Here is a 12,997-nt window from a genome sequence, read left to right as displayed (position 1 = left end):
CGGCAGGTGGTGCACGGCGTGGCCGATCTCGTCTACGTGAACCACTCGCCCGACACGCTGCGCGAGATGTACGTGCAGCAGTACCTGAACGCGTTCCGGCCGGGCTCCCGGTGGAGCGCGGTGGACGCGCGCGAGGGGCGGCTGCGGTTCCAGGACCTGAAGGACCCCGACTACGGGTACGAGCGGTTCACCGCCGCGCCGACGTTCGACGGCACGCCGGAGGCGGCGCAGTATCCCGGGGCGCCCGACAGCACGGTGGCGCGCTTCACGCTGCCGCACCCGCTGGCGCCGGGCGATTCGATGCGCGTGCACTTCGCATGGGACGCGCGGCCGTCCACGGAGTTCCGGCGGCAGGGGCGCGCCGGGCGCCACTACGATTTCGCGCAGTGGTATCCCAAGGTCGCGGTGTACGACCGGGGCGGGTGGGAGTCCAACCCGTTCGTGCCGGCGGGCGAATTGTACGGCGAGTTCGGCACGTACGACGTGACGTTGGTGGTGCCCGACGATCAGGTGATCGGCGCCACGGGGGTCCCCGTGGCCGGCGATCCCGGGTGGGCCGCGGCCCTGCGGTGGGGCGTGCTGCGCATTCCGCGCGATGCGTACGGGAGCGTGCCGCCGGCGCCGGCGGTGAACGTGCCGGCGGGCGACAAGGCGGTGCGCTTCTACGCGCGCAACGTGCACCACTTCGCGTGGTCCGCCTCGCCCGACTACCGCTACGAGGGCGGGATCTACGTGCGGCAACTGCCGCCCGAGCACTTCAGGACGTGGGACACGCTGTCGATCAACGTGCTCTACCAGCCGGGGGACGACAGCACGTGGGGCGGGGGCCGCGCGGTGGAGCGCACGATCCGCGCGTTCCAGTGGCTGGAAAAGATCTGGGGGCCCTACGCGTGGCCCACGTTCACCAACCTGCATCGTCTGGAGAACGGCGGCACGGAATTCCCGATGATGATCATGGACGGGAGCGCCGAGCTGCCACTCATCCTGCACGAGGGCGGGCACCAGTTCACGTACGGCATCCTGGCGGACAACGAATGGCGCTCGGGGTGGATGGACGAGGGGCTCACCAGCTACCAGACGGCGTGGGCGCAGGGGGAGACGCCGCAGGAGTTGGCGGCGGCGGGTCCGCCCATGGCGCCGAGGTTGGCCCAGGGGTATCGGGCGTTCGCGACGACGATGACGCGCGCCGAGGAGCGGGGGCTCAACCTCGTGCGCCTGGACATGCTGGGGCACTCGCAGCCCATCGGAACGCCGGCGTACGACTTCCGCGACTTCGGGACGTACAACGCGATGATCTACAGCCGCGGCGAGCTGATGTACTCGCAGCTGCGCGACGCGTTGGGCGACAGCGCGTTCCGGGCGTTCTTCCACGACTACTACACGCGCTGGGCGCTCAAGCACGTGGACGAGCGGGCCATGGAAGGCTCGGCGGAGCGCGCGTCGGGCAAGCCGCTGGGGTGGTTCTTTGACCAGTGGGTGCATCATGTGGGGCTGGTGGACTACGCGCTCACCCGCGCCGTGACGTCGCAGACGAGCGACGGTCACTGGGTGACGGCGGCGACGATCGAGCGGCGCGGCGACTACGTGCACCCGATGCCGGTGGGGGTGCGCACGGCGAGCGGGTGGACGATCGGCCGGGGCGACTACTCGAAGGACGTGCAGACGGTGGAGATCACCACCGCCGGGAAGCCGCTCGAGGTGCGGATCGATCCCTACCACACCACGTACGACTGGGACCGGCGCGACGACGTGGTGGGCGCCAGCGTGTTCGGGCTGAGCGGCGCCGAGCCGGTGTTCGACTGGCCGTTCGTGGATCAGGCCAACCGCGACCATTCGCTGGTGGCGCTGTCGCCGCTGGCGTGGTACTCGGACCCGGGCGCGCTGGCGGTGGGGATGCGCGCGCGCGCGAATTACCTGGGGATGGTGGACCGGTACGACATGGGCCTGGCGGTGGAGAGTGGGCTGCGGGCCGTGCCGTCGGGCCCGCCGCCGCGGGCGATCAGCCGCGTCCAGGGGTGGTGGCGATTCGAGAATCCATATGTGTCGGCGTGGCCGGCGCCGCTGATGGGACTGTCGGGCGGCGTGGCGCTGCTGGACGGCGTGGGGCGGGTGGATCTGTCCCAGCGGTGGGACCTGAGCCCGTACTGGACCGCCCCGGGGCCGAAGATCACGGCGACGGTGGGCGCGACGGGGGCGTACGTGTACGATCGCGGCATGCTGCCCGCCAACTGGGACAACCGGCCGCTCACCGAATTGCACGGCACGTTCGGCGTGCGCCTGCCGGCGGCGCTCCTGGCGGACAGCGGCTACTCGGCGATCGACGCGGCGGCGGGTGTTGGGCTCTCGTCCACGGCATACGGCCGCGCCGAGTTGAGCGCGCGGAGCGCGAACTACTGGAACGACGGCGCCAACGCGTTGAACCTGCGGGTGTACGGCGCGATGAGCAACGACCCGCCGGCGCAGGCGGCGCTGCACCTGTCGGCCCGCGATGGGCTGTCGACGTTCGACGACAACTGGTACCGGCCGCGGGGCTCGGTGCTGACGCGTCCCGGGGTGAACTATCTGCCGCTGGGCGGGGCAGGGCTGCGCGGGTACGATCCGGCGATCACGATCCGGCGCATCGTGGCGGGCAACGGGGAGCTGTCGCAGCGGCTGGCCGAGAACGTGTTCAGCCACGTGTCGCTGTGGGGCTCGGCGTTCGCCGATGCGGGGTTCGCGTCGTCGGACACGTACGCGCTGGACGGGGCGTTCCTGGCCGACGCCGGCGTGGGGGTGTCGCTGCGGGGGCGGCTGTACGATCGTGACCTCACCGTGCGGCTGGACGCGCCGCTGGTGGTGCAGCAGCCGGCGTTGGCCGGCGGGGGCGGGTTGACCAGGCGCGGCGCGACCGTGGCGGCGCGATGGACGTTCAGCTTCGGGGATCTCTGGTAGCGCGGTGGCCCTGGCAGCGCATGACGGGGAATCGTGCGATATTGTGGGGTCCTTCACCCCGATTCGCATGTCCGGTCGAGCCACCGTCACGCACGTCCCCAAGCCCTGGGGACATGAAACCATCTGGGCCCACACCGACCAGTACGTGGGCAAGATCCTGCACATCAAGGCGGGGCAGGCCCTGTCGGTGCAGTATCACGACGTCAAGGACGAGACGGTGTATCTGCTGTCGGGCGAGCTGATCTACCGCGTGTGGGACCAGCCGGTGGCGGGGGGCGCCGTGCCGCCGGACGCCAAGCCGGTGGACGTCAAGCTCACGCTCGGCGAGGCGTACCGCATCACGCCGCACACGGTGCACCAGATGGAAGCGGTCACCGACTGCGACATTCTCGAGGCGTCCACTCCCCATCTGGCCGACGTCGTCCGGCTGCAGGACCGCTACGGACGCCAGGGCACGAGCGCGCCATGAAGGTGATCATTCCGTTGGCGGGCAAGGGCACGCGGCTGCGCCCGCACACGCACGTGACGCCCAAGCCGATGCTGCGCATCGCGGGCAAGCCGGTGATCGACTACGTGATGGACGACCTGCAGCGCCTGGGCGGGGTGGAGCAGGTGGTGTACATCACCGGGCATCTCAAGGAGAAGGTCGAGGCGTACGCGCGCGGCAAGTATCCGTTCGACTCGGTGTTCATTGAGCAGCACGTGCAGGACGGCACGGCGGGCGCCGTGGCGCTCGCCCGACCGTACGTGGACCAGCCGGTGCTGATCGTGTTCGTGGACACGATCTTCGACGCCGATCTCTCGGTGATCCATCGCACCGACGCCGACGGGATCATCTGGACCAAGGAAGTGGAGGACTACCAGCGGTTCGGCGTGGTGGTGACCGACGCCGACGGCAACATGACGCGGATCGTGGAGAAGCCGACGACGCCGATCTCCAAGCGCGCCAACATCGGGTTGTACTACATCCGCAACTGGAAGCTGCTGTACGAGGGGATCGCCCACGTGCTGGCGGCGCCCAAGAACAAGGGCGAGTACTATCTCACCGACGCCTTCCAGTACATGATCGACCACGGCGCGAAGATCCGCGTGATCGACGTGGAGGGCTGGTACGACGCGGGCAAGCTCGACACGCTGCTCGCGACCAACCGGGCGATCCTCGAGACGCGGCACATGGCGCGCCATCCCGCGGCGGGCGCCGGGGTGACGTTCGTGGAGCCGGTGTACGTGGAGGACGGCGTGACGCTGCGCCGGGCGACGATCGGGCCCAACGTCTCGATCAGCGCCGGCACGACGATCGAGGATTCCACGCTGCGCGACACGATCGTCGGCTCGCGGGCGCGGATCCTGCGGTGCGCGCTTCACGATTCGCTGATCGGCGACGAGGTGGCGCTGGAGGGGGTGGCCGGGCAGGTGACGGTGGGCGACCAGTCCGAGGTGTTGGCCGGGTAGCTGGCGGGGGGAGGTATCGCGCCGCCGCCGCCCGGGTGGTATCGTTGCGGCACGCCCCCATCCGCCTTTCCATGATCTCCGTTCGCGCGCTCACCAAACTGTACGGCGACTTTCCCGCCGTGTCCGGACTCTCGTTTGACGTGGGGCCGGGCGAGGTGCTCGGCCTCGTGGGCCCCAACGGCGCCGGCAAGACGACCACGCTGCGCTGCCTGGTGGGGATCATCGCCCCGTCGCAGGGCACGATCGCGATCGCCGGCCACGACATCGTGACCGACCCGGTGGAGGCCAAGCGGGCGCTGGCGTTCATTCCCGACGAGCCATACTTGTTCGAGTATCTCACCGTCGAGGAGCACCTGACGTTCGTGGCCCGCGTGTACGGCGTGGCCGACGCGGGGGCGCGCGCCCCCGAGCTGCTGCGCGAACTGGAGCTGACCGACAAGGCGCGGGCGTTGCCCGGGGAACTGTCGCGCGGCATGCGCCAGAAGCTGGCCATCGCCTGCGGGCTGCTGCACAACCCGTCGGGGTTGATCCTCGACGAGCCGCTCACGGGGCTGGATCCGGGCGGGATGCGCCGGATGAAGAACACGATCGCCGCCCGGGCGCGCGACGGCGCCGCGGTGGTGCTCAGTTCGCACCTTCTGCACCTGGTGGAGGAGTTGTGCACCAAGCTCCTCGTGATCGCCAAGGGGCGGGCGGTGGCGTATGGCACGCTGGAGCAGATCGTGGCCGAGCGACCGGCGCTGGCGGGGCGCAGCCTCGAGGACGTGTTCCTGATGCTCACCGGCGACGGGTCGGACCGGCCCATCGGAGCCTGAGTGGGGGCCGTCGGCGCGTTGGTCTACCTCACCTGGACCAGCCTCCGCAATCGCGTGGCGTTCCAGGTGCGGCGGTCCAGGAATCCGCGTTATGCGCTGGCCCTGGTGATCGGCGTGGCGTACTTCTGGTTCGTGTTCGGGCGCCATGCCGGCAGGGCGCATGGGCAGAGCACGCTGGACCTGGGCGGCGCGGCCCATCTGGTGGTGGTGGGGGCGCTCTTTGCCGGCGCGGTGGCGGTGTGGCTGTTCGGCGGCGACCGCACGGCGCTCGCGTTCTCGCAGGCCGAAGCGATGTTCCTGTTCCCGGCGCCGCTGAGCCGCCGACAGCTCGTGGGCTACAAGCTCGCGCGCGCGCAGTTCGTGGTGATCCTGAATACGCTGATCTGGATGTTGATTCTGCGCCAGAATGGGTCGGCGCTTCCGTTCATGCTGCGCGCGATGGGACTGTGGCTGCTGTTCACGGTGGGGTATCTGCACCGCCTGGGCGCGGCGTTGGTGCGGGAATCGTGGGCGCAGCATGGCATGCCGGGCGCGCGGCGCCACGCCGCCTCCATCGCCGTGTTCGTGGCGGCTATCGCGGCCGTGACGTTCAATGTGGTGACGAGCGCCGGGACGTGGCGGGCCGCCGACGGTGCGCGCGCCACCGCGGAGGCGCTGTCGGCGGCGCTGGCGCGGCAGCCGGCAAGCCTGGTGCTCTGGCCCATCAACGCGATCGTCGCGCCGGCGTCGGCCGCGTCGGCCGCGTCGGTGGCCGAGTGGCTGCGTGTGCTGCCCGGCGCGCTGCTCGTGCTGCTCGTGCACGTGGTGTGGGTGATGCGCACCGACACGGCATTCGAGGAGGCGGCGCTCACGGCCACGAGCGAGCGGGCGCGGCGCGTCGCCGCGCTGCACAACCGCCCGGCATTCGCCACGGCGAAACCGAGCGCCGCGGCCAGGCCGGCCGCCGCGGCCGCCGGCTCACGCGGACTCCCGCTGGCCCCGACGGGTTGGCCCGCCGTGGCCATCGTGTGGAAGAACATCGTCTGCCTGCGGCGCACGATGCAGTTCCGGCAGTTCATCTCGCCCCTGCTGCTCGCCGCGGTGGTCGGCACGTTGGCCGGCCCCAAGCTGGGCGGCGTGGCCGCGGGGCTCGCGTTCGGCGCGCTGGTGCTGACCGCCGTGCTGCTCCTGATGGGCCCGATGATGCTGCGCGGCGATCTGCGGCAGGATCTGCAGCATCTGGCGGAGTTGAAGACGCTGCCGTTCCGCGGCGCGACGATCGTGGCCGCCGAGGTGCTGAGCGTGTCGATCCCGCTGGCTGTGGTTCAGGCGCTGGCGCTGGCCGCGGCGGCGGGCGCGGCGCACGTGGCGCATCTCGAATGGGGGCCGCTGCCGGTGCGGTGGGCGCTCACCGTGGGCGCGCTGCCGGTGCTGCTCGCGTTCAACGCCGCGAGCGTGACGATCCAGAACGGCGCGCCGATCCTGTTTCCCGGGTGGGCGCGGCTGGGCACGGTGGTGGCGGGCGGCGTGGAGATGATGGGGCAGATGATCCTGCTGATGGGTTTCTATCTGATCCAGCTGGCGGTGCTGCTGGTGGTACCGGCGGCGATCGGCTTCGTGTCGGTGTACGAACTCGGCGCCACGGGGGCGGCCGGCCTGCTGGTGGCGTTGCTCGCCGGCAGCGTCGCGCTCGCGTTCGAGCTGCAGGGCGTCGTGCAACTGCTCGGCCGCGCGTTCGAGCGCATCGAGCCCACGTCGGTCTCGGGCTGATCAGTCCGGCGGCGACTGCGCCGCGGCGACCACGATGGCGAGGGCGCGAGCGATGCCGCGCGTCCCGTGCGCATTCTCGAACCATTCGGTGGTGGAGTGCGCGTCGCCGCCCTTTCCGCCGGCGCCGATGGCGATGGCGGGAATGCCGAGCCCGATGGGCACGTTGGCGTCGGTGGACGCGATGGCCAGCTCGGGGTCGCGTCCCACCAGCTTCGTCATGGCTTGCGCGGCATGGACCAGCGGGTCATCGGCGGGAGTCTCGCCGGCGGGCCGGTCGCCGATGCGGGTGACGTGCACGGAGAGCGCCGGCGTGTCGTGGGCGCGGCGGTGGTTCTCCTCGTCCACGGCGGCGGCGATGGCGCGGTGGACCTCGGCTTCCGTGTGGTCCAGCTGGCGGCCGTCGGTCGAGCGCACGTCGAGTTCGAGCCACGCGTGGTCGGGAATGGAATTCACGGAGATGCCGCCGCCGATGCGTCCCACGCTGAGCGTGGTGCGGGGATCGGCGGGCAGGCGAATGGCCGAGAGCCGCGCCGTGGCGCCGGCGGCCGCGTGAATGGCGTTGGGGGCGCCGAACGCCGACCAGCTGTGGCCGCCCGGCCCGCGGAACGTCACGCGGAAGCGGCGCGCGCCGAGCGCGCGGTGGATGATCCGCTCGTCGCCGGCGCCGTCCACGGCGATCATCGCCGCCGGCCGCTCGCCGGCGCGGGCGAAGTAGTGCTTGGCGCCGCGCAGGTCGCCGTTGCCCTCCTCGCCCGTGCTGCCGAGGAACTCCACCGGGTGTTCGAGCGGGATGTGGCGCGGGTCGAGGCATTCGGCGATGGCGAGCATCGCGGCGAGGCCGCGCCCGTTGTCGGTGATGCCGGGTCCGAAGAACCGCCGGCCCTCGCGGCGCACGGTGAGCACCGTCTCGCGCGGAAAGACCGTGTCGAGATGCGCGCAGACCACCACCGGCCGGTCGTCGCGCCGGCCGGGGCGCCGCCCGATCACGTTGCCCGCTTCGTCGATGCGCACGCCGGCCAGCCCCAGCGCGGCAAAACGGTCGCGCAGCCAGGCGGCGCGGGCGCCCTCGTCGCCGGTGGGCGCGGGCACTTCGGCCACGGTCACCTGCGTGCGCATGACGTCGTCGTCGCGCGCGGCCAGGCGCTCGCGCAGCGGGGCGAGGGCGGCGAAGGTCTGGGCGTGGCGATTGGAGGAACGGGGCATGTGCCTAAAAACAGCGGGGCGTCGCGGCCGTTTGGCAAGAGGTAGATTCCCCGAACGCCCATGACCGAGCCCGCCATGCCTCCCGCCCCCGAATCGCCCCGCCGCCTGGGCCGCAACGTCGTGGCGCTCGGCCTCGTGAGCTTCTTCACCGACGTGTCGAGCGAGATGATCTATCCGCTCCTGCCGCTGTTCCTCACGATGACGCTGGGCGCGAGCGCGGCGTTCGTGGGCGCCATCGAAGGCACGGCGGAATCCATCTCGGCGCTGCTCAAGCTGGCCAGCGGGTGGTGGTCCGACCGCGTGCGCGCGCGCAAGCCGTTCGTGCTCGTGGGCTACGTGATCGCGTCGATCACGCGGCCGTTGATCGCGATCGCGCAGTCGGCCACGCAGGTGCTGGCCATCCGCGTGGGCGACCGCGTGGGCAAGGGACTGCGCAACTCGCCGCGCGACGCGCTCATCGCCGACTCGGTGGATCCGTCGATTCGCGGGCGGGCGTTCGGATTCCAGCGCGCGTGGGACAACGCCGGCGCGATGGTGGGGCCGCTCGTGGCCTTCGGGCTGCTGCAGTGGGAGGGGCTCACGATGCGCCACGTGTTCTGGCTGGCGCTCGTGCCGGGCGCGATTGCCGTGGGCGTGGTGATCTGGGGAGTGCGCGAGGTGCCCAAGCGGGTGGCGCCGAGCGGCACGCCCCTCGACCTGTCGCAGCCGATGGGCGGGCGGTTCTGGGCGTTCATGGCGGTGATCTTCGTGTTCACGCTCGGCAACTCCACCGATGCCTTTCTGCTGCTGCGCGCGCGGCAGCTCGGCGTGCCGATCGCGCTCATGCCGATCATCTGGGCGCTGCTCAACGGCGTGAAGACGGTGACCAACACGCCGGGGGGCGCGCTGTCGGACCGGATCGGGCGCAAGCCGACGTTGGTGATCGGATGGCTGTTCTACGCCGCGGTGTACTTCTCGTTCGCCCACGCGTCGCAGCAGTGGCACGCGTGGGCGCTGTTCGCGGTGTACGGGCTGTACTTCGGATTCTCCGAGGGCGCCGAACGCGCGCTGGTGTCGGACGTGGTGCCGGCGGAACGGCGCGGCACGGCGTTCGGGTGGTACAACCTGGCCGTGGGCCTGGGAGCGCTGCCGGCATCGCTGATCTTCGGCGAGATCTGGGACCGCGTGGGACCCGGCGCGGCGTTCACGCTCGGCGCGAGCCTGGCGCTCGCGGCGGCGGTGGGGATCGTGCTCGTGGCGCCGGGGCCGCGACGGGCGGCCTGATCGGGCGCTACGACGCGGGAAGATCCATCGCGACCAGCACGGCGGTGACGACGAGGACGGCGAGCGCGAGCGCCAATTCGGTGGCGGCCGAACGGCGCAGGCGCGCGGTGGCCGCCTCGGTGCCGAGGGCGGGGCGGGCGCGCCGCCAGTTGTACGCGCCCACGCCCACGGTGAGCAGCACCAACGCGAGCTTGAGTTCGAGCACGTGCCCATAACGCGACGTGAACAGCGCGTGCACGGTACGCACGCGGAGCCACGCCGAGACGCCGCCGCTCAGCGCCACCAGCACCGCGCCCCCCAGGGCCACCGGTGAGAACGCGTTGACCGTGGACGCCACGGTCGTCCAACGATCGGCGGCGGGTGAGTGGACGAGCACCGGCATCGCGACCACGGCCAGGCAGCACAATCCGCCCAGCCAACTCGCCGCGGCGAACACGTGCACCGCGTCGTCGGCAACGGCGGCGATCGTGAACTGCGCCGATGCCGCTGCGTGGCCGCCGAATGCCGGCGCCAGCGCCAGGCCCACGCCGGCCACGAGGGCGGCGGCCCATGCAGGACGCGTATCGCGCCGCGCGGCGAATCCGAGCGCGAGCAGCGCGCCGGTGGCGCTCGCCAGGCCAAGCAACCATGCCCGTCCCCACGCCGTGTGCCGGACGACGGTGTTGAGCGTGGGGATGGCGCCGGCGCCGTCGCCGGCGAGCAGGTCCTGCTGTTGCGCGAGGCGCAGCCACGCCACCGCGAGCAGCGCCGCGGCCGCCAGGGCGCCGAGCACGGCCAGGCGCTGGGCGATGCGGGCGGTGGATTCGGCGCCGACGCGCGCGCCGTCGAGCACGGCCAGACGGAACATGATGACGCCGATCACGACCAGCGTTGCCGTGAACCACAGCCAGCGCACGGCCACATCAGCGGGCGCCAGCACACCGGCGTCGGCCGGAGGCGCCGCGGTGGCAGGTGCGCGCACCATACCCGCCATGTCGGACGGGGTGGGGGACATGCGGCCGACACCTGCCGGCGCCGGCTGCGCGATGGCGAACGTGAATGATCCGCCGGACGGATGGCCGTCGCTGGCCACGGCGTGCCATCGGACGGTGTAGCGGCCGGCGGGCATGGCGCCGATGATGGGCACGTGCACGGCGAGCCGGTCGTGGGGGTCGGCACCGAGGGCGCCGAGGGCGACGGGCGTGCCCGCGCTGTCGCTCAACGTCACGCCGGACAGCGCCAACTCGGGGGCTTCGGTGAACCAGAGATCGATGACCGTGGGAGGCGCGGCGAGCGAGGCGCCGGCGCGCGGGGTGCTGCGCCTGAGATGCGCGTGCGCGAACAGGGGAGCGGCGGACATGAGCATGGCGAGCGTGGCGATGGCCACGCTCGCGCCCACTCGGGTGCGTCGGCGCGCCATGGTCATTGGCGGACCTCTTCGTTGCTCTGTCCCATGGCCGGCATGTTCATGTCCATCGTGGCTCCTGCGGGCGCGCGCGCCGGCGTGACGCGGAGGTATACATCGATCGCGAGCGGTGTGCGCGATCCGTACGCTCCCGCCAGGTCGGCGGGCACGGCGTTGGCCGTGCCGAGGAATCCGACGCCGATGGCGAGACCGGCGGCGCGGATCACGCGCCGTTCGAACCCCAGGCTCGATTCGGCCACGCGGAACTTCCGCGCCGCGCCGAATCCGGCGACGCCCAGCTCCTCCGCGGTCTTGTCGACCAGTTCGGCGCGGCCGAAGAACGCATTGCGCCCGTCGGGCGAGAAGTCCGCCTCGACCAGCGCGCTGTTGGTCACGCCCTGGCCGCCGCTGGTGGCGTTGGAGCCGACGATGGCGGTGGCGGCGAATCGGCCGCCGCCGCCGAGCGCCGTTGCGAACGCGGCCGAGGCGACGAGGCGGTGCACCGACTCGCCGGGGTGGAGCGCCTCGGGACGGCTGATGAAACCGTAGCCCGTGGTGAGGCTCCAGTTGGGGCCGGGGTCGTACGTGGCGCGCGCCGAATACGAGTTCAATTGGATGGGATCGAAGTTCCAGCGATTCTCATCCGGCTCGTGTCCGTTGAACACCGAGCCCTCGAGCCGCAGCGTGCGCGTGAACACGCCGGCGGTGACCACGCCGAACGTCACGTGGGTGGCGTCCTGCCAATGGTGCCCGAGCGGCGCCATCGGATCGTGCGCCGCCGAGGCGCGGTGCATGAATGCCACCGGTCCGAGCGCCGGCTCGCCCACCGGCGCCGCGTAGGCGAGGATGCCGACCGTCCGGCTGATGGCGCGCTCGTACTCGGCGTCGAGTTCCATGACCGCATCGTGGGGGTGCTGGCGATCAACCAGCGGCTGTCCGTGGCAGGTCTCGCCCGTCTGCAGCAGGAGCGGATATCCGCAGGCTCCCACGCCGAGCGGATCGAGACTGAACATGCCGCGCAGCGTGAGCTGCCCGCCGGCGGCCGCGCGGCTGGCCATGAGCATGCCCCAACTCAGGCTGCCCAGTTGGCGGCCGCCACGCGGACCGTGCTGGACATCGTACTGGCCGAAGGCGGCGCCGTGCACCATGAGGTTCCACGCGCCGGCGGTGAATTGTCGCGACGGGAGCGGGTCCGCTTCGGGCGTCCACGACGTGCCCGAGCCCATGCGCGCCATGGGAATGCCGAGCGGACCGGCCATCGCGTCGGGGCCGGAGCGCGCGCTGTCGCGCGCCGGGGTCTGGGCGGCGGCGAGCGAGGGGGCGAGGGCGAGGAACAGGACTGTGCCGAGGACGCCCTTCGCATCGAGGCGGTGCCGCGGGAGCAACCAGTGGAGCACGATGACGATCGGTTGAGATTCGACGCGCGGTCGGAGGGTGCGTGCAGTATAGGCGGGCCCGGCGGGCCGGGCTACCAGGCTTCAACAGCAGCGCGAACCTGGCTTGGCGTACTTCTCGTCCAGCCGCTGGCGCGCGAACTCATGGCGCGGCAGCGGTTGCTGGTCCGGATGATGCCGGCGCATGTGGGCGGCGTAGCGTTCGTAATCGGGCACGCCGATGATGCGGCGCGTGATCTCGCCGACGGCGCGCAGACGCGCGCGGAGCGGAGCCAACGCGCGCACGCTCAATCTCCCGCCGTCGCGACGCGCGGTTGGAACGGCACCTCGGACGACACGGCCGGCATGCGGCCGCTGAGCACCGACGTCCAACTCCGCAGGGAGTCGATGAGGATGACCACCACCGAGACCATGAAGAACCCGGCCACCGCCGCGTCGAGGTAGTCGTTGAACATCATCCGCCGCCCGGCGGCGGCGGTGGCCACGCCAGCGGGCAGCGCGCCGGCGTCGATGGCGGCGCCCAGCGCGTGCGCGTGCGACAGGAAGCCCAGGTGCGGGTCGGGGGAGAACATCTTCTGCCAGCCCGCGGTCATGGTCACGATCACCAGCCAGACCAGCGGCAGCACGGTGATCCATGCGTAGCGGGCCTTGCCCATCTTGATGATGACCGTGGTGCCCACGCACAGCGCCACCGCGGCGAGCAGCTGGTTGGAGATGCCGAACAGCGGCCACAGCGAATTGATCCCGCCCAGCGGGTCGATCACGCCCTGATACAGGAAGTGGCCCCACATGGCCACGAACAGGGC

11 protein-coding genes are annotated in these 12,997 nt (G+C 71.6%); 6 read left to right on the top strand and 5 right to left on the bottom strand.

The annotated features are described in order from the left end of the window. The 5 genes from VNE60_03380 to VNE60_03360 form a co-directional block, all read left to right on the top strand. On the top strand, nt 1-2,931 hold a 2,931-nt coding region (locus VNE60_03380; GenBank protein HVB30550.1), incomplete at its 5' end, for a M1 family metallopeptidase. 67 nt (nt 2,932-2,998) lie between these two features. Beyond that, complete coding sequence (locus tag VNE60_03375) at nt 2,999-3,400, top strand: cupin (GenBank protein ID HVB30549.1); 402 nt, start codon at nt 2,999-3,001, stop codon at nt 3,398-3,400. Next, complete coding sequence (locus VNE60_03370; protein HVB30548.1) at nt 3,397-4,383, top strand: sugar phosphate nucleotidyltransferase; 987 nt, start codon at nt 3,397-3,399, stop codon at nt 4,381-4,383. The genes VNE60_03375 and VNE60_03370 overlap by 4 nt, the downstream gene beginning before the upstream one ends. Nucleotides 4,384-4,454: 71 nt before the next feature. Further along, the gene (locus VNE60_03365) at nt 4,455-5,198 is read left to right on the top strand and encodes an ABC transporter ATP-binding protein (protein ID HVB30547.1); all 744 of its coding nucleotides are present in this window, start codon (nt 4,455-4,457) and stop codon (nt 5,196-5,198) included. Beyond that, entirely contained in the window at nt 5,199-6,947 is a 1,749-nt protein-coding gene (locus VNE60_03360) for a putative ABC exporter domain-containing protein (protein ID HVB30546.1), read from the top strand. It begins immediately after the preceding gene. Here the strand turns inward: VNE60_03360 and VNE60_03355 are convergent, their stop codons facing one another. Next, the gene (locus VNE60_03355; protein ID HVB30545.1) at nt 6,948-8,150 is read right to left on the bottom strand and encodes a M20/M25/M40 family metallo-hydrolase; all 1,203 of its coding nucleotides are present in this window, start codon (nt 8,148-8,150) and stop codon (nt 6,948-6,950) included. Nucleotides 8,151-8,225: 75 nt separating this feature from the next. Between VNE60_03355 and VNE60_03350 the strand changes: the two genes are divergently transcribed. Then, the gene (locus tag VNE60_03350; protein ID HVB30544.1) at nt 8,226-9,413 is read left to right on the top strand and encodes an MFS transporter; all 1,188 of its coding nucleotides are present in this window, start codon (nt 8,226-8,228) and stop codon (nt 9,411-9,413) included. Between the two features lie 7 nt (nt 9,414-9,420). Here VNE60_03350 and VNE60_03345 read toward each other — a convergent pair whose 3' ends face one another. From VNE60_03345 to VNE60_03330, 4 genes are all read right to left on the bottom strand, one after another. After that, on the bottom strand, nt 9,421-10,812 hold the full coding sequence (locus VNE60_03345) for a copper resistance protein CopC (protein ID HVB30543.1): 1,392 nt from the start codon (nt 10,810-10,812) through the stop codon (nt 9,421-9,423). 2 nt (nt 10,813-10,814) lie between these two features. Next, entirely contained in the window at nt 10,815-12,194 is a 1,380-nt protein-coding gene (locus VNE60_03340) for a hypothetical protein (protein HVB30542.1), read from the bottom strand. Nucleotides 12,195-12,275: 81 nt separating this feature from the next. Next, a complete protein-coding gene (locus VNE60_03335) occupies nt 12,276-12,476 on the bottom strand; it encodes a YbdD/YjiX family protein (protein ID HVB30541.1) in 201 nt (66 codons plus the stop codon). Nucleotides 12,477-12,478: 2 nt separating this feature from the next. Next, nucleotides 12,479-12,997 (bottom strand): carbon starvation CstA 5TM domain-containing protein (locus tag VNE60_03330; GenBank protein HVB30540.1); only part of this gene is annotated, 519 nt, incomplete at its 5' end.

It is taken from the genome of Gemmatimonadaceae bacterium (assembly GCA_035533755.1).
In the GTDB taxonomy this organism is placed as follows: domain Bacteria; phylum Gemmatimonadota; class Gemmatimonadetes; order Gemmatimonadales; family Gemmatimonadaceae; genus JAGWRI01.
Note: the sequence above shows the minus strand (reverse complement) of the source record. Positions and strands in the feature narration are given on the sequence as shown.

What these genes read in the sequence shown, in the direction of transcription:
- VNE60_03355 (HVB30545.1), bottom strand. Translation starts at nt 8,150, where the DNA reads ATGCCCCGTTCCTCCAATCGCCACGCCCAGACCTTCGCCGCCCTCGCC.
- VNE60_03375 (HVB30549.1), top strand. Translation starts at nt 2,999, where the DNA reads ATGTCCGGTCGAGCCACCGTCACGCACGTCCCCAAGCCCTGGGGACAT.
- VNE60_03345 (HVB30543.1), bottom strand. Translation starts at nt 10,812, where the DNA reads ATGGCGCGCCGACGCACCCGAGTGGGCGCGAGCGTGGCCATCGCCACG.
- VNE60_03370 (HVB30548.1), top strand. Translation starts at nt 3,397, where the DNA reads ATGAAGGTGATCATTCCGTTGGCGGGCAAGGGCACGCGGCTGCGCCCG.
- VNE60_03365 (HVB30547.1), top strand. Translation starts at nt 4,455, where the DNA reads ATGATCTCCGTTCGCGCGCTCACCAAACTGTACGGCGACTTTCCCGCC.
- VNE60_03350 (HVB30544.1), top strand. Translation starts at nt 8,226, where the DNA reads ATGCCTCCCGCCCCCGAATCGCCCCGCCGCCTGGGCCGCAACGTCGTG.